An 18,203-nucleotide genomic window follows, 5' to 3' on the forward strand; every position below is an offset into this window, starting at 1 on the left:
GTGTCCGGTTGATCATCATGAGACGCACCTTCTGCCGGGCCGCCAAATACTTCGCGACCTCCAGCCCGATGCCCCCTAGTCCGCCTGTCACGACGTATACGCCGTTCTCCCGCAGCTCCACCGGCTTCTCAGGTACCGCCGCCATATCCACCGCTTCCAGCTTCTCCGCATACCGCTGCCCTAGACGATAGGCAATGCGGTAAATCTCCTGCTGCATGCAGTCGATCTCTTCCGCGATTCGCACCGCCGGCGTATCCGGGTCAATGTCAACGTTTCGGCAAATCAGGTTGGCATGCTCCTTCCGGACCACTTTGCCCAAGCCGGCAAGCGTCGCTTGTTCAGGCCGGATGCACGCCTCTTCTCCTGTTACCTTCACGGCCGTTTCCGTAAGAAGCACGATGTCCATCTCTTGTGCTATTTCCAGCTTCGCCACCGCTCTGGCCAGTTGGAACAGACTGTATGTCCCGATATGCTGGATTCGTTCCAGCTCTTCCAGCGAATCTGGAGAAGCGCCGAAGCCAATGGCCTGTACAACCCGACGAAGTTTGGAAGCATGCGGTTCTAGCAGACGAATGAATTCTTCCTCATCACCGCGGATCACATAATGCCACTCCGTCTTTTGCTCAAAGCGATCTCCGAATTCCGCTTCCAGGACATCCATTCCTCTCTCCCGGAAACGGCTGGCGAGCAATCCGCTCATCGGATTGCCGTCAGACAGCACGAGCGCAACCCCTTCTGACAGGGACGGCTCGTCCGCCGTCACAAACGGCAAGGACTCCCACTTTAATGCGTAGAACCTGTCTTCTCCGCCGCTTTCCACCCGATTGGCTGCCGCTTTTCCCACACCTTTCGGGATATCCAGCCAGCACCGGTTCCGCTCAAATGCGTAACCAGGGAGACTTACCTTCCGGGCTCCGCTGAATCGATAAACAAGCTCCCAAGGAATGTCCGCGCCTCTTACATAGAGCTCGCTGATGCGTTCGAGCGGTAGTCTCAGACCAGGTGAGACAGAATCCGTGACTAATGTTGCGCTTTCCGTCAGCACGCGTTGGTCCTTCTCATACATTTCCGTCTCCGCAAGATTGGCCTTGTTCGAAGGCACCACCTTGTATTCGCCCCATTGAACGCCTTCCAGCCGAGAAGAAGCGAACCCGCTCACAGCAATTCCTCGTAATTGGCTTACAAGTTCTGCTGTATCCACTGCGATTAATGCAAGCCTGCAGTTGAAGTGATTTCTTCCGGTCGCCAATGTGTAACCAACATCTTGAATCGCAGGATGATGACGCTCAAGATGTGCCAATAAGTTGTGCACGCTCCGCATGAGCGCACTTTGCGTTTTGGCCGACAGAACACAAAGGAATGGACCGATATTTTCTGCTGCTTCCTCTTGCGGAGTCGGCGGCTCCTCAAGCACCATATGGCAATTCGTCCCGCTGAATCCAAATGAGCTAATGCCGCACCGCAGCGGGGTACCCGACCCGGACGCACGCCATTCCGACGGTTTGTTATTCACATAGACGGGAAGCTGCGAGAAGTCTACTCTTGCGTTCGGTCGCTCGAAAAACAACATGGGTGGAATCTTTCGATGCTTGAACATCAGCATGCATTTTACAAAGCCGGCCAATCCAGCGCTTTCGAATAAATGTCCCAAATTAGTTTTGAGCGAACCGATGGCGCAAAACTGTTTTTTGTCGGTATGTTCACGAAAGGCTCTTTCAAGCCCATCCAATTCGATCGGATCTCCGAGAACCGTTCCCGTCCCATGGGATTCGATATATGAGAGTGTTTCCGGATGGATGCCCGCATGGTCCCATGCCTTCAGGATCACGTCCTTCTGAGCTTCCGGGTTAGGGGCAGTCAAGCCAATCGATGTTCCGTCTTGATTGACCGCATTGCCTTTGATCACCGCATAGATATGGTCTTTATCGCGAACGGCTTTGTCGAGCGGCTTAAGCAGCACCGCAATGACGCCTTCTCCCATTCCTGCCCCGTCCGATTTATCATCGAATGTGCGTGTTTTGCCGTCGGAAGATTCCAAGCCAAACTTCAGAAAATCTTGATCGACCGGGAGCAGATTCATCCTTACCGATCCTGCTATGGCCATCTCGCAATCTCCATTACGAATGGCTTGGCAAGCCGTATGAACCGCAATTAAGGCAGAGGAGCAAGCCGTATCGATAACCATGCTTGGACCTTTCAAATCCAGCAGATAGGAGATACGGCTAGGCAGCATAGCTGTCACATTGCCAACCCCTGCCGACGACATTAATCCCGAATCCACGTCGAAAATCATCTTCTGATAATTGTCCTTGGCATTGCTCGCGAAGCCTACATAAACACCCGTTTTCGACCCGCTGATTTTGCCGCCGGCGTAGCCCGCATCCTCAATGACCCGCCACGCGACCTGCAGGAACAGACGTTGATGAGGATCCATCAAGCTTGCTTCCCTAGGCGACAAACGAAACAATTGCGGATCGAACTTATCGATGTCTTCCAGATAAGCGCCCGAAAGGTATTTCATTTGATCCCCAAAAATATGGTCTGCATAAGCCAGATAGTCGTCCAAATCGGCCTTTCGCTGATCCGGTACATCCCCGATGAAATCGACCTGATTCATGACCGCTTCCCAGAACTGGTCCAGATTATCCACTCGCGGCAAATGCGCAGCCACGCCGATAACGGCAATCTCTTGTCTTGGCTTTATTTCCTCGGTTTTTAACAGACTAAGGATTTGGGCAGCCGTCTGCTTATCCATCATGCCGTTGGAAGCCCGATCGAGCACTAGCCGCACGATCTTTTCCATCTTCGTTCCATCACCTCCTAGGAGTCGATAAAATGCTTAACCGCTTCTTCCAAGTTCATATCACCGCTTTGAAGCTGCTCGAGCATACTCGTGATAGATTCCAATTCGGTAGATTCCGCCTTCGCTGTCGTGCTCTTTCCGGTTTTCTCTGCGATATGTTTGGATAATTTACGAACCGTTGTGTAATTGAACAGGTCGATAAGCTTAACCGTTCCGGGAAACTTCTTCTCTATTAAAGCGTGCATTCGATTCAATATGACCGAATCGCCGCCCAATTCGAAGAAGCCGTCATCGATATTAATCTCTGCAGAACCTAGAACCTCGTAATAGATTTGGGCAACTTCCTTCTCGATTTCCGTAAAATCCGAGCCGCCGATCAAATCGACATTGCGGGCCGTCTGTATGTTTGGTCCTGCTTGAATCTGTTTCTTGCCGCTGTTTTCCAGAGCCCGACGGCATTTATCCTGTACCGAGTCCGAGAGCATAAAAGGCAAATGATCCAGTAAAGCGAGAAACTGCGGCAAATAGCTGAACTCGCCGATCAAGACGTTCGTTATCTTATGGTCAAGCGCTTCATAGAAACGTTCGATCGCGAACGAGGTAGGCATCGCCTTGAAGAATGTGTCGTAATTGAAGCCATATTCGACTGCCATCCCGGTTTCTTTCCACGTGGTCCAGTTGATCGTAAGCGTCTTTAGTCCGGTTCTAGCCCTGGCTTTCGCGTAAAGATCCAAGTAAGCGTTCGCTGCCGTGTAATCGCCATGACCCGGCTCGCTTAGAATGGAAAGACCGGACGAGCAGAGAACCATAAATTCCGGCCGGAACTCTCTTGTAAGAGAATCAATCAGCCAAGTTCCATACACCTTCGGATTGAAAACAGTATCGAAAGCCTGCCGACTTTTGTTCAGAAGGAATCCTTCGCCGGGAACCCCTGCGGCATGCACGATGCCATGGATGGTTCCGTATTGTTCACGAACAAGCTCGATAGCCGCCCTCATTTGATCGGGGTCCGATACATCTGCCGCAATCGACAGTATCTCCGAGCCATTGGACGCAATCTCCATCACTTTCATAAGCCGGGAGCGCATGGAGGAATCCTTGCCGGCATTCACCAATTCCTCCCATTCCTCTCTAGGAGGCAATCCGGACCTGCTGATGAGTACGAGACGGACCCGATTTCGAAGCGACAAAGAATGAGCTAGCTCCAGGCCCATGCCACCTGTTCCACCCGTGATGAGATAGACGCCGTTCTCTGCGATCTGCACGGTTTCTTCCTGCAGCGTTTCCGCTTGTACTTCCTCAAACCGTTCCACATATCGCTTGCCTTGACGATAGGCAGCTTGATACATAGGGTCATTTCGATACATCTCGACCCACAAGTCCTCAAGCGAGAATACATCGTCGAAATCAACGGTTCTAACTCGGATTCCGGGGTGCTCCAAGCTGACTGTCTTTCCTAAGGCGGCGAGTGTCGCAAACTCCGGCCTCATTTCTTTCTCCTGACCGCTCACCGCATAAAGATTGCGACCGACAATTTGGATGGCAATATGCTGATCCATGCCGTGACGCACCATGCTTTGGATCAGATAGACCAAGCTGTACACGCCCACCTTTTGACTTTCCAGCAACTCGTCCAACGTGTTCGCCTGCCGATCGCCGAGCGGAACCCCATATAAGATCCGGCTAAGCTTGCGGGTTTCCATCATCTTGACGAGAGCTTCGAAATCATCCGGTGTTCCAGTGACGACAATGCGGTTACCGTCGGCCTCAAACTGCGAACCAAAGCTGACTCGAACCACATCTGCACCGTTCAACGAGAACTTCTCGGCAATCTGGTCGGTATCGTGCTCTTCTGAGCCAAATACGATCACCGTATCCTCTTTAATAGGCTCCGCTGCCGGGGCCGGAGATTCGATCCAAGAAACCTGGTAGTAATAGGACTCTTGCGATGAAGCCGCCAACGGTATTTCCGGAAGATCCAGCCAGCAGCGCGTCCTACGAAACGGATACACGGGAAGACTCACCTTATGGCAGACACGATCTTTGAAAAATCCGTCCCAGACGAAATCCGCTCCTGCGATGTATTGCTCCATCAGACGGCTCAAGCAAGTGACATCTGTCCGGGAAGAAAGCAGGTACTCGGCACAGATACCTTCTGCTTCTTCCGTTAGCGCACGTTTTTCAGCCTCCGTCAGGGCGGCTTCCGGCTTCGACTTGCTGTGCGTCCGAATTCTTTCCAGCACGCCAGCGGCCACCTCGCCGTTCAGCCAGCGTCCGAGCTGCGCCACGACTTCTTCTCGGGTTTCAAATTTGCATATGACCCGATCGCTGTAATGGCCTCTCCCTGTGTTTGCGGTATAGCAGAAATCTAGCAAGGAACAGTCCTCGTTAACCAGCAGCCACGACCGATATCGCAGCGCCAATTCTCTTAAGCTTTCCTCGTTGTCCGCAGATATCGCGAGCAGATAAACAGGTAATCCCTCGCTTCTTTCCGGAACGGCCGGCGCCTCCTCCAGAACGATGTGGCAATTCGTTCCGCTTATGCCAAATCCGCTTATGCCTGCCCTCCTTGGATACTGCCCGGAGCTCGGCCATTCCCGCAGGGCCGTATTGACATAGACCGGCGACTTCTCGAAAGCAATGGTACGGTTAGGAACTTGAAAATACAGGCTTGGCGGAAGCTTCCTGTTGCGCATCGCTTGCACAATTTTGATTACGCCGAATATCCCTGCCGCCTCAGAGGCATGCCCGATGTTGGTCTTCACAGATCCAATCGCACAAAATTGCTTCTTGTTCGTGTAACCCCGAAACGCCTCTTCAATTCCCCGTATCTCGATTGGATCGCCAATCTTAGTTCCTGTCCCGTGCGTCTCGATATAGGAGATCGTCGCCGGGTCAATACCGCTGTCTTTCCATGCTTGAATCATTACTTCCCTTTGGGCTGCCGGGTTGGGAGCCGTCAGTCCTACCGACCTGCCGTCCTGATTAACCGCACACCCCTTGACGACCGCGTAAATGTGATCGCGATCCTTCAGCGCCCGACTTAACGGTTTAAGCAGTACGACGCCTACGCCCTCTCCGATTCCTGACCCGGATGTGTGATGGTTGAATGCGCGCGTCCTGCTGTCGGAGGACTCAATGCCTATCTTCATGTTCTCGTTATCCAGCGGCATCAGATTAATCTTGATTCCACCGGCCAACACCATTTCGCACGTCTTCTTCCGCAGAGCTTCTACGGCGAGCGCAATCGACACAAGGGAAGACGAACACGCGGTGTCGATAAGCATCGATGGCCCTTTCAAGTCGAGCAAATACGAAATGCGGCTTGGAAGAACGGCAGGCAAGTTCCCTACCATTGCCAAAGGCAAGGATTCGGGGTCCGTCTCATACACCTGTTTGATATACATATCCCGCAGGCTGCTCGCAAAGCCGGCATATACTCCGGTTTTGGTGCCCGAAATTTTCCCTCCGCCATATCCGGCATCCTCTATGGCCTGCCAGGCATTAACCAAAAATAAGCGTTGGTGCGGGTCCATTAATGAAGCTTCTTTATACGAAAGCTTAAAGAAAGCATGATCAAATTTGTCAATTTCGCCTAAGTATGCGTTTTCGCTAAATCGGGGATTTTCCGTACCCACATGTCTCAAATACTTTGTGATATCATTTTTTCTCGTCTCCGGAAATGCCGTTACGCAATCAAGCCCGGATTCCAGATTCGCCCAGTATTCCGCAGGGGACTCGGCCATCGGCATTTGACCTGACATGCCGATGATCGCCACATCTTCATGCGTGCTTTCCGATTCCTTGATCTGATTAACGAGTTGGATCGCCGTTTCTTTGTCGATTTTGCCACGGCTTGCTCCGTCAACGACCATTCTTAAGAGCTGCTCCACGTCGATCCTCCCTCTATAAACGCTTCAACGCTTCTAATGCTTTCTCCGGACTCATATGATCGTTCAGCAGTTCGTCGAACACCGTTCTTAACTCGTCCGGAGCTGACTCCTCTGCCATTGGTTCAGCAGCAATTAACTTGCCATCAATGAATTGAGCCAGCTTGTAGATCGTTGTGTGCTCGAATATGTCGGTTATATTCACAATACCTGGATACTCTTTGTCAATCTGAGCTTGCATTCGCGTCAAAATAATGGAGTCGGCGCCCAATTCGAAGAAGTTATCGTGTACGTCCATTTCGTCGAATCCAAGGAACGATTGGCATATCTGCCCCAGCTTGGCTTCGGTGTTCGATTGTGACTCGTCGCCAGACAATCGGACCTCTTTCTTACCGGAGCTCCGGCTATCGCCTTTGTTGCTGCTTGTCCGAGCATCCACTCTATTCTTCAATGGATCAGACAACCCGAACAGCGTTGTTTTTAACATTCTGACGAAAGGTCCGTCAAAATGAATCTCGCCGATCAGCACGTTGGAGATGCTGCGATGGAACACATCGTCAAACCGTTCGATCGCATTCTTTGTCGATATCGACTTGAACAATGTGTCCACCGTGAAGTTATGCTTCACGGACATCCCCGTTTCGCGCCATGTAGACCAATTGATAGCCAAGGCCCGCTCGCCGCGATTGCTGCGGCTTTGTGCGAATGCATCCAAATACGCATTCGCCGCGATGTAATCCCCTTGGCCCGGCGCGGTTATAAGCGTGGCAATCGAAGAGAACAGTACAAAGAAGTCAAGCTTCTCATTCCGCGTCAATTCGCCCAGAATCCATGTGCCATGCACCTTCGGCGAGAACACCGCGCGGAAATCCTCGGCCTTGCGGTTAGTGATCAGCTCCGCGCCGCCGACGCCGGCTCCATGGATCACGCCATGGATAACTCCGTGCCTTGCCTTGATATCGCCCATCACCTCGCGCATCCGCGGCAGGTCCGCCACATCCGCGCTGAAGCAGTCCACCTGCGCTCCCAGCTCTTCGATCTGCCGGATGGCCTCAATCTTGCGGCGCGCTTCCACGTCTTCGCCGCTCTCCACTAAGTCCGCCCACTCTCGGCGATCCGGCATCGGAGTCCGGTTGATCATCATGAGACGCACCTTCTGCCGGGCCGCCAAATACTTCGCGACCTCCAGCCCGATGCCCCCTAGTCCGCCTGTCACGACGTATACGCCATTCTCCCGCAGCTCCACCGGTTTCTCAGGTGCCGCCGCCATATCTACCGCTTCCAGCTTCTCCGCATACCGCTGCCCTTGACGATAGGCAATGCGGTAAATCCCCTGCTGCATGCAGTCGATCTCTTCGGCGATTCGCACCGCCGGCGTCTCTGGATCAATGTCAATGTTTCGGCAAATCAGATTGGCATGTTCCTTCCGCACCGCTTTGCCCAAGCCGGCAAGCGTCGCTTGTTCAGGCCGGATGCATGCCTCTTCTCCCGTGACCTTCACGGCCGTTTCCGTAAGAAGCACAATGTCCATCTCTTGTGTCGTTTCCAGCTTCGCCACCGCTCTGGCCAGCTGGAACAGGCTGTATGTCCCGATATGCTGGTTTCGTTCCAGCTCTTCCAGCGAATCCGGAGAGGCGCCAAAGCCAATGGCCTGCACAATCCGGCGAAGTCCAGAAGCATGAGGTTCTAGCAGGCGAATGAAATCTTCCTCGTCACCGCGGACCACATAGTGCCACTGGGCCTTTTGCTCAAAGCGATCTCCGAATTCCGCTTCCAGGACATCCATTCCTTTCTCCCGGAAACGGCTGGCGAGCAATCCGCTGATCGGATTGCCGTCAGACAACACGAGCACAACCCCTTCCGACAGGGACGGCTCGTCTGACGTCACAAGCGGCAAGGACTCCCACTTCAATGCGTAAAACGTGTCTTCTCCGCCGCTTTCCACCCGATTCGCCGCCGCTTTTGCCACACCTTTCGGAATATCCAGCCAGCACCGGTTCCGCTCAAACGCATAGCCGGGGAGACTAACCTTCTTGATGTGCATCCCCTTATACAGCCGCTCCCACGGAACATAGGCTCCGGCGATATATAATTCGCATAGCTTCTCCAGCCATTCGGCGCGATCAGGTGCATAGCCATCCTCGGCTTTTCCAACCCATTCCTCGACCTGACGCTGCATCTCGTGACGTACACGGTCCGCCACTTCTTCCTTCTTCAGCGCCTGGATCGGTTGAAGCTGCAGCCGTATTCTCGCATCCGTCAATTTACTCACGAGTTCCTCGGATGTGCGGACTGCGAATGCTAGCCGAACCGACTTGTGATCCCGCCCGGTGGCCACCGTGTAGCAAATGCCGGCAAGCGAATCGGTTGCATTCCTATTCAATCGATCCAAATAATCATCCAGCATTCTCACAAGCGAGGCGGTCGAGTTGGCGGACAGCATAAACGGGAATGACTCAGCCGGAACGGACGAGACCTCGTTAGCCGGCGCTTCCTCCATCACGATATGGCAATTCGTTCCGCTGAATCCGAATGAACTTACCGCACAGCGCATTGGCTGCTCGGCGTCTGTCCACTTGCGCAGAACGCGATTCACGTAGACTGGAGAGTTGGAGAAATCTATTCTGCTGTTCGGTTTATGGAAGTTGATCGTAGGCGGCACTTCTCTATGCTTCAACGCCATTGCTGCCTTGATAAATCCGGCAAGCCCCGCGCCTTCATAGAGATGGCCAACATTGGTCTTGACGGTGCCGATGGCGCAAATGTGCTTCTTGTCCGTATACTTTTCGAATGCTTGCTGCAAGGCTTTGATCTCGATAGGGTCGCCCAATGCCGTCGCAGTACCATGCGCTTCGATAAATGCCAGCGATTCGGGTGAAACGCCCGAAGCTTCCCACGCACGGAGAAGAACCTTTGTTTGCGCTTCAGGGTTCGGCGCGGTAATACCGATTGACGCGCCGTCTTGATTAATCGAGCTGCCTTTTATGACACAATAAATTTGATCTCCATCTTCAACAGCCTGGCTCAGCGGCTTAAGCATCACAGCCGTTACGCCTTCGCCGCTTCCCGAACCCGTCGCCGTTTCGTCGAACGTCATTGTTCTGCCGTTGGACGATTCAATGCCGATCTTCATATACTCCCTGTCAAGAGGGAGTAGATTGATCCGCACGCCTCCTACGAGCGCCGTCTCGCAATCGCCGCGCTTCATGCCCATACATGCCGTGTGAAGCGCAACAAGCGTCGAGGAGCATGCCGTGTCGATGACCATCGTTGGACCAGTAAGATCAAGCAAATAAGAGATTCTGCTAGGCATCATCGCTACGATATTGCCAACCGCAGATATCGGGATCGACTCCGGGTCCGCATCCAGAATCAATTTCTGGTAGGAATCTTTGATGTTACCGGCAAATCCCATGTAAACGCCCGTTTTGGAGCCAACCAATTTACCGCCGCCATACCCCGCATCCTCTATGGCATGCCATACGGTCTGCAGAAAAAGCCGTTGATGCGGATCCATCAGCTTGGCCTCGGCAGGGGTAAGCTTGAAGAATCGGTAATCAAACTCATCTATACGGTCGAGAAAGGCGCCATTGTGGTAACGGATGTCCGCTGGCAGCGTCCCCTCAGCAAAGCTCAAGTACTCGTTCATGTCCTGCTTACGATATTCAGGGAATGCAACCGCACAATCTATACCCGCTCGAATATTCTCGTAGTATTGGTCCGCATTGTCGGCCATCGGCAACCGCGCGGCCAAGCCGATAACGGCGATGTCTTCGCTTTCCGTTGCACGGAACGTCATTCTGGAAGCGTCGGCGGCTATATTCCGATTGTCTTGCGTCTCCAACCCGATATGAGCGGCAAGCTTTGACACCGAAGTAAACGTAAACAGATCCGCCAGTTTCAATGATCCTGGGTAGAAATGCTCGATGAGTTGATGCAATTTGGACAGCATCACCGAGTCTCCGCCCAGCTCAAAGAAGCTGTCGAATACATCGATCTCATTGAAGCCAAGAATTTCCCGGTAAAAGCCTCCAATGGTCCGCTCAAAGTCGGAATAGATTCCCTCATCACGACCCGTAAGCTTGACGTCCGGGATTGTCGCAGTGATCGCTTGTGCTACGCCCGGCACCTTGGCTCCATTCAATGCTTTTTGTTTCGCGATGATCGTTTTGAAAGCGTCCGATAGATGGAACTCCATATGTTCCAGCAGTAGAAAATGCTCTCCCTCCACATGAGGCTCGCCGATTACAAGTCTATCGATAGGCGCTTGGATGACCTTATGGAAGGCTTCTACTGCGGATTTCGTATCGATCGCTTTGAAAATCAAATCCTTATTAAATCCGTATTTAACAGCCATGCCCGCTGATTTCCACGATACCCAGTCGATCGTGACGGAAGGCTTGCCCCGCTTTTTGCGATATGCCGAGAAAGCATCCAAGTAGCTGTTAGCCGCAACATAATCTCCCTGGCCAATCTCTCCAATGATCGAAACGCCGGAGGAGAAAATAATGAAGAAGTCGAGGTCGTCCCCATCGGTTATTTGGTCCAAAATCCAGCAGCCGTCGATTTTGGGTTCAATGACCTGAGCAAACCGCTCTTCAGACTTTCTTGCTAGGAATCCGTCCCCTGGAATGCCCGCTCCGTGGATGACCCCGTTGATGGTTCCATAAGTGTCGCGGAGTTTGGCGAAGAGCTCCTCGCATGCAGCCATTTCAGCGATGTCGACGGAATAATACGCGACTTTCGCGCCTTTTCTTTCCAGTTGAATCATTTTCTTAATCCGTTCAACGCTCTCCGTGTCGTTAGAAGACGCCAATACAGCCTCCCATTGCTGTCGAGGCGGCAGCGGAGTTCTGCCCAGCAACGCCATTTTGACACCTGAATAGTCCGCTATTGAATCGGCAATTTCAAGACCGATGCCGCCGGTCCCGCCCGTCAGAACATAAACGCCATCGGTTTTCCATCGGTATGCTGGCACCGAATCCGGCTTCCTATCCCATTCCTCGAATTGCTCGACGAACCGCTTGTCACCCCTCAAACCGACGAGGAAGGACTTCAGCGAAGGATATTCAATTTCATTCGTGATCTGTTCCAGCGCAGGAAGCTCGCCGACATCCAGACACCTGCATTTCAGATGAGGATATTCTTGCGTGATTACTTTGGCCAAGCCGAACATGGACGATGAAGACGGTTTTATTTCCTTCTCTTCACCGCTGATTCCGAACACCGAATCCCCGATCACCGTCATCTGGATGGTATCTTTGCTCGGATATTCGTTTATCAGTGCTTTGGTCATATAAAAAAGGCTGTACAAGCCCGCTTGTTGTGATTCTCTCAATTCATCCAAATGGGTAGGATTGTCTCGTCCAAGCCCCCATAGATGAACGATTCTCGATATCTGTCTGCCTTTCAATGCATCGATCAGACGGAGGAAGCTCTCTTCCGAGCTCTCCATCTTGTAGCCATACTCCGTCTGCTCAAAGTTATGGCCCAAATCAACTTCTACGACATCGCAATTGTTGTCCTTGAATACTTGGGCGATGCGCCTGCCCAAACCGGTATGATCATTAAATACAAGCATGGTGCCGGTAACCGGCGTTTCCACGCGAAGCGACGATTTCTCGAACGGCTCCGGCTTCCAATTCATTCTGTAGAACAATTTCTTCTCGGCCGCAGCACCGACGGAGTCGAACTCCGCCCAGCATCGCAATTTATCAAAAACGTATGCGGGCAGCCGAACTACGCCGGGGGCCGCACCTTCAAATAGAAGCGGCCATTGGATATCGGCGCCTTGCTTGTAAACTTCACAAAGCTCGGACCATCCTTCTGGCGTTCTCTCCTCTTGTTTGGCAAGCCTCGCCACAAGCTGTTTGGCTTTATTCTGGATAATGCGCCATTCGGCCGTTTTTTCCTTTTTCTGATCGATGGGAGGATTGGCGATTCCATCGTTTTCTGCGCTTTCAACAAATTTGTCCACTTTATTCCGTAAATCGGACAAGCTTTCAAAAGGAAATGCCACACGATAACCGTAATGGCCGCGCCCTACCGTAACCGTATAGCTGATCACTTCCAGCGAAGTTCTGGCATCCATGCTGTGAAGCGCGTCCGAATATTGGCATGCGAGTTCCTTTAGCGATTGTTTGGAATGGGCGGACATTGTAAAAATAAACGGACCTGTCTTATCAGACACGTCAAACGATGGTTGAGGCGCCTCTTCCAATACAATGTGGCAGTTCGTGCCGCTGATCCCGAATGAACTAACGCCACATCTCCTAGGGTGATTCGATGCAAGCCATTTCCGATTTCCCGCGTTGACGTATACCGGCGAACCCGAGAAAGGAATCGTCCTGTTCGGCAGTTTAAAATTGTTCGTGCTAGGAATCGTCGAGTTTCTAAGAGCGAGAACGGCCTTGATCAGATTGGCAATCCCCGCAGCCTCGTACAGATGACCGGTAGAAGTTTTAAGCGAACTGATCGCGCAAAACTGCTTGCGATCGGTGAATCGGGCGAAGGCATTGGAAATTCCTTTTACTTCTATCGGGTCGCCAAGATGTGTGCCCGTACCATGCGTTTCGATATAGGCAATGGTCTCCGGATCAATCCCCGCGTCATTCCATGCTTCGGCCAGCACCTCTGCTTGGGATGCCGGATTTGGCGCCGTAATGCCGATCGAATAGCCGTCCTGATTAACTGCAGCTCCTTTGATGACGGCGTATATTTGGTCTCCATCCTTAAGCGCTTGCCGCAGCGGCTTCAACAGGATTGCCGCGACACCCTCGCCCGTGCCCGCACCATCGGCCCTATCGTCAAATGCCCTTGTTCTGCCATCGCTCGATTCAATGCCTATTTTTTCATTCGCCTTGATCTCCGGAAATAAGCTCAGCTTGACGCCTCCCGCAATAGCCATGTCGCACTGACCGTTGCGCAGAGCATCGCAAGCCAGCTTGACCGAAACAAGGGAAGAAGAACAAGCCGTATCCACAACCATGGTTGGTCCCTTCAAATCAAGGTAGTAGGATATTCGGCTAGGCAATATAGCGGACAGGTTGCCCACGATAGAAGTGGCGTCAAATTCCTTCGTATCGTAAATCAAGCGACTGTAGCTATCACGAACGTTGCTGGCGTATCCGACATAAACCCCCGTTTTGCTGCCAGCGAGACGAGTACCTCCATAACCGGCATCTTCGATCGTTCGCCACACGGTTTCAAGGAAGATTCTCTGATTCGGGTCCATAAGACTCGCTTCCTTAGGCGAAAGCTTAAAGAAGCGATAGTCGAACTTGTCGACATCGTGAAGATAGGCGCCATCGGCAAACCGTACCTTATCCGCAGCTTGTCCCGCTCTCTCATAATAACTAGCGAGGTCTTTCACACGCTCGGAAGGAAACGGCCCGATACAATCCGTTCCACTTTCTATAACTTTCCAGAAATCTTCCGTGCTGTCAGCAAAGGGCAATCGGACATCCATTCCGATTATTGCGATGTCCTTGGAGTCGGCCCGTTCCTGTCCCTTCAACATCTTCAGCAGTTCGACAGCCGTGCCTTTATTAATTTTTCCATCGCGTATATTTTCCACGACGTACTTATAAATTTGTTCCATCGCGATTTCTCCCCAAATTGTGAATCTTCAGATTTTATCCAGCATGGAGATGATCTCATCGAGTGAGGCAGTCCCTGAGTCAATACTGTCTACGAGGTCGTGAAGCTGCGCCTCCAGCTCTTCATCTGACTTGGTCACCTTCTTGCTTATCGGTACCGACTCGCGTTCCACAAATCGGGCCAGCTTGGCAACGCTTGGATGCTCAAAGATATCCGCAATTGTTGTCTTGCCCGGCAAAGCTTGCTCCAATCTAGCTTGAATCTGTTTCAATAGAAACGAGTCCGCACCAAGCTCGAAGAAGCTATCCTCGATATGGATTTCCTGATACTGCAGCACATCTCTACAAATCCCGGCGATGATAACTTCTGCTTCGGAATAATCTTCTTGCTCTTTCCCCATCATGATGACCGCTTGTTTAGTTATGGAAGCACTTGACGGAACAGCGCTCTCCCGTACTCGTCGCGAACCGCTTCTTTCATTCAGCCGGATTTCAATTGAGGCATCCAATTGATAGATGCCAGATTTCAGGCTGGAAATGAGCGGCCAATCATAATTCAATTCACCAATCAATAGCCGTGGCAGGCCTAGCTCGGAGACGCCCGACAGCGCCTGCATCGCATAAGATGTACGCATCGCCTTAAACATAGTGTCAACAGCAAAACCTATGTTTGCAGCCATCCCAACTTCTTTCCACGTAGACCAGTTGATTGTGATGGAAGGTTTGCCTTGGCTCGATCGATATTCGCTGAAGCAATCCAGATAAGCGTTGGCGGCCACGTAGTCGCTTTGACCGGCAGCGCTGAAATAAGTCGCAACAGACGAGTATAGATAGAAGAAGTCAAGGTTGTCCTGTTCCGTTAACCGGTGAAGCAGCCATGTGCCATACACTTTTGGATCAAAAACGTCACGAAATTGTTTGTCGTCTTTGTCCATCATATCGACCGACATTCCAACGCCGGCGGCATGAATAATGCCATGAATGTCACCGTACACAGCTCTTACTCGCTCCAGAACTTCCGACAATCTCTCTTCGTCCGCTATATCGACGGCAAAGCAATCGATGGTTGAACCATTACGCTCCATGTCGATCAGACGCGTCATTTTCTCGGCAAGTGAATGTTCTGGATGTCTAGCAAGCCAGCTTGCGCGCTCTTCTCTGGCTGGATACTCCGTACGGCTGAGCAGAATAACGTGTACATTCGCTTGTGCAACAATAAGGCTGGCGGTTTCCAAACCGATTCCGCCCATACCTCCGGTTATGACATATACGCCCGACTCTCGAATTGGCAAAGCATTAAGCTGCGACGGCATCGCGCCTACCGGACACAATTGTTGAATGTAACAATCGCCTGCTCGTAAAGCGGTGTGATAATACCCGGCCTTTAAGGCGATTTCTTCAAGCAATTGGCTAGGGCTCGTCATTTCATCAATATCCATGCATCTGCATTTCAGATGCGGATGCTCTTTGCCTACCACTTGGCCTAGACCAAATAACGTTGCATGCTCGGGACTGATCCGGTGCGGCGCGTCGCCCGCCTGATACACATTGGCCGCAACCAGGACAATATCCGTGTCGGAAGCCGGTTGACAACGGATATACGCTCGAATCAAGGCATACAAGGCATGCACCCCTCGCCGTTGTGACGCTCGCAAGTCCGTTAATTCGTTTACCGGTCCTGTGTCAAGACTGGACAAATGGATGATCTGATCGATGCGGCCTGCCTCGATATCAGAGAACATCCGAACATAATCTTCCTCCCCGCTCAACTCGAATGATGTAGGAGCCAGCTGTGCAAATCGTTCACCTATCACCGCTTCAATGACTGTAATGCCTTGCCGTCTGTAATGCTCTGCTAGGAATTCCCCATATCCTTGATGATCTTTCATGATGAGGATGCAGGCATTCTGCGCTGCGTATGGTTGCGGTACAGCCGGTCGCGACACCCATTTCCATGCGTAATACGCAGGAACCGTCTCATCTGCTTGATGCATCGGAGCGGACTCCGGAATCGGCAGCCAGCATCGTTGTGGCGAAAGATTCGCGAAGGGCGCGTTCACCCTCACCCTGCGCTCAGCGTTGTATACCAGTTCCCATTCCACATCTCCCATGTCTACATAAGCCTGCGCCGTCTCTCGAAGCATGTCCAATGGACTTTCCCAGGAGACGGAAGCATCCTTCAGCTTTAACCGCAGCCGCTCGCATTGTTCACGACTGTTGCGAAGCTGCGCTTCATTGGAGTTGTGCCTTGAATTAGCGCGATAGTAGAACATCGACGAAGGCCGATCGAATGGTCCTTTTTGTTCCAGCTCCAGCAGCATGCTGAGCAGTTCATTTGCATCCTTGGCAACAGCCGCCAGCCGGATACGGTGGTGTGTACGTCCCGTATTTGCTGAATAGCAAATATCGGAGGCTCTTTCCCGATTCGATGCGATATGTTCTCGGATGCGACAAATCAGCTGATGAAGGGAGCTCTCGTCTTTGGCGGACAAGGTCAAAATCAACGCAGGTGATTCTGAATATGCAGGAGCCGCCGGAGCTTCTTCCAATACGACATGTGAGTTCGTACCGCTTATTCCGAATGAGCTGACGCCGCATCTGCGCGGCGCGCGACCCGTCTGCCATGTCCGTAAAGCCGTATTGACGTAAACGGGGGAAGCGTGAAACGGGATTTTTCGGTTCGGATAATCAAAGCTAATGCTCGGCGGAAGTTTTTTATGGGTTAAAGCTGCTGTCGCCTTGATGATTCCGGCAATGCCCGCAGCTTCGTATAAATGGCCGATGTTGCTCTTAACCGAGCCGATGGCGCAAAATTGTTTTTTGGCCGTATATCTGCTGAATGCTTGGGTGAGCCCGTCCATTTCAACCGTGTCGCCCAGAATCGTTGCCGTCCCATGCGCTTCGATTAACGAAATCGTTTCAGGATCAACCTCCGCATCCTCCCAGGCTTTGATCAGAACATCTCGCTGCGATGTTGGGTTAGGCGCGGTAATTCCCATGGACATGCCGTCTTGATTGGTCGCGCTGCCCTTGATGACAGCGTAAATCTGGTCATTGTCCCTTATGGCTTGTTGCAAAGGTTTTAACAGCAGAACGCCTGCTCCTTCGCCTAAACCGGAGCCGTCAGCGGAATCACTGAACGTATGCGTACCGGCATCGGACGATTCAATGCCGATCTTATAATAAGATCGGTCCACGGGCAGTAACGATAGTTTCACCCCTCCAGCCAATGCCATCTCGCAATCTCCACGCCGGAGCGATTTGCACGCCAGATCGATCGAGACAAGAGAAGAGGAACATGCGGTATCTACTACGATTGCCGGACCTTTCAGATTAAAGGTGTAGGCAACTCTTCCAGGTATCATGGAGACCAGATTGCCTGAAGTCGAGAGTGGCAGCAGAGAAGGATCTATGTTCTCAATCATCTCTTTATATTTGAATCCATCAATATCCCCGAGTATTCCGGCGAATACACCCGTATTCGAGTTTGCGATCTTCCCACCGCCGTAACCGGCGTCTTCAATCGCCTCCCAAGCGGTTTGCAGAAAGATCCGCTGAAGAGGGCTCGTTAGACTCGCTTCCTTTGGCGTCATTTTGAACATTTCATAATCGAACTGATCGATGTCCTCTAGATAAGAACAATGAAGATACTTGACCTTCTCCATATCCGTCTCGATATAATTCAAATAACGGTTCGCATCCTCACTGCGCGAATAAGAAAGCTCATTCACACAATCCAGTCCGTTTTGCACAATCTCCCAAAATTCCACCAAATTCGCCGCATAAGGAAATCTGAGCCCTATCCCGATTATGGCAATATCCTTGGATGACGTTTCAGAGACATCTTTTATAAGGGATTGCCTATCTGTCCGACGATACAGATCATCAATTTTTAGCGAGCTCATTCGGTAC

Annotated in this window: 4 protein-coding genes; all 4 read right to left on the reverse strand. The window is 51.8% G+C overall.

What is annotated here, in order from left to right; translation table 11 throughout:
- A partial coding sequence (locus tag DFQ01_RS30965) for a type I polyketide synthase (protein WP_281271969.1) occupies nt 1–2,803 on the reverse strand: 2,803 nt, incomplete at its 3' end.
- A 17-nt stretch (nt 2,804–2,820) separates the two neighbouring features.
- Nucleotides 2,821–6,696 carry an SDR family oxidoreductase gene (locus tag DFQ01_RS03965; protein ID WP_110042579.1) on the reverse strand — a complete coding sequence of 1,292 codons (3,876 nt, stop codon included), beginning with the start codon at nt 6,694–6,696 and terminating at the stop codon, nt 2,821–2,823.
- 13 nt (nt 6,697–6,709) lie between these two features.
- Entirely contained in the window at nt 6,710–14,293 is a 7,584-nt protein-coding gene (locus DFQ01_RS03970; RefSeq protein ID WP_110042580.1) for an SDR family NAD(P)-dependent oxidoreductase, read from the reverse strand.
- A gap of 27 nt (nt 14,294–14,320) precedes the next feature.
- Complete coding sequence (locus DFQ01_RS03975) at nt 14,321–18,196, reverse strand: type I polyketide synthase (RefSeq protein WP_110042581.1); 3,876 nt, start codon at nt 18,194–18,196, stop codon at nt 14,321–14,323.
- Nucleotides 18,197–18,203: the final 7 nt, after the last annotated feature.

Source organism: Paenibacillus cellulosilyticus (assembly GCF_003182255.1).
Classification (GTDB): Bacteria; Bacillota; Bacilli; order Paenibacillales; family Paenibacillaceae; genus Paenibacillus_T; species Paenibacillus_T cellulosilyticus.

Excerpts from the sequence above, each read along its gene's own strand:
- DFQ01_RS03970 (WP_110042580.1), bottom strand. The coding sequence starts at position 14,293 with ATGGAACAAATTTATAAGTACGTCGTGGAAAATATACGCGATGGAAAA.
- DFQ01_RS03975 (WP_110042581.1), bottom strand. The coding sequence starts at position 18,196 with ATGAGCTCGCTAAAAATTGATGATCTGTATCGTCGGACAGATAGGCAA.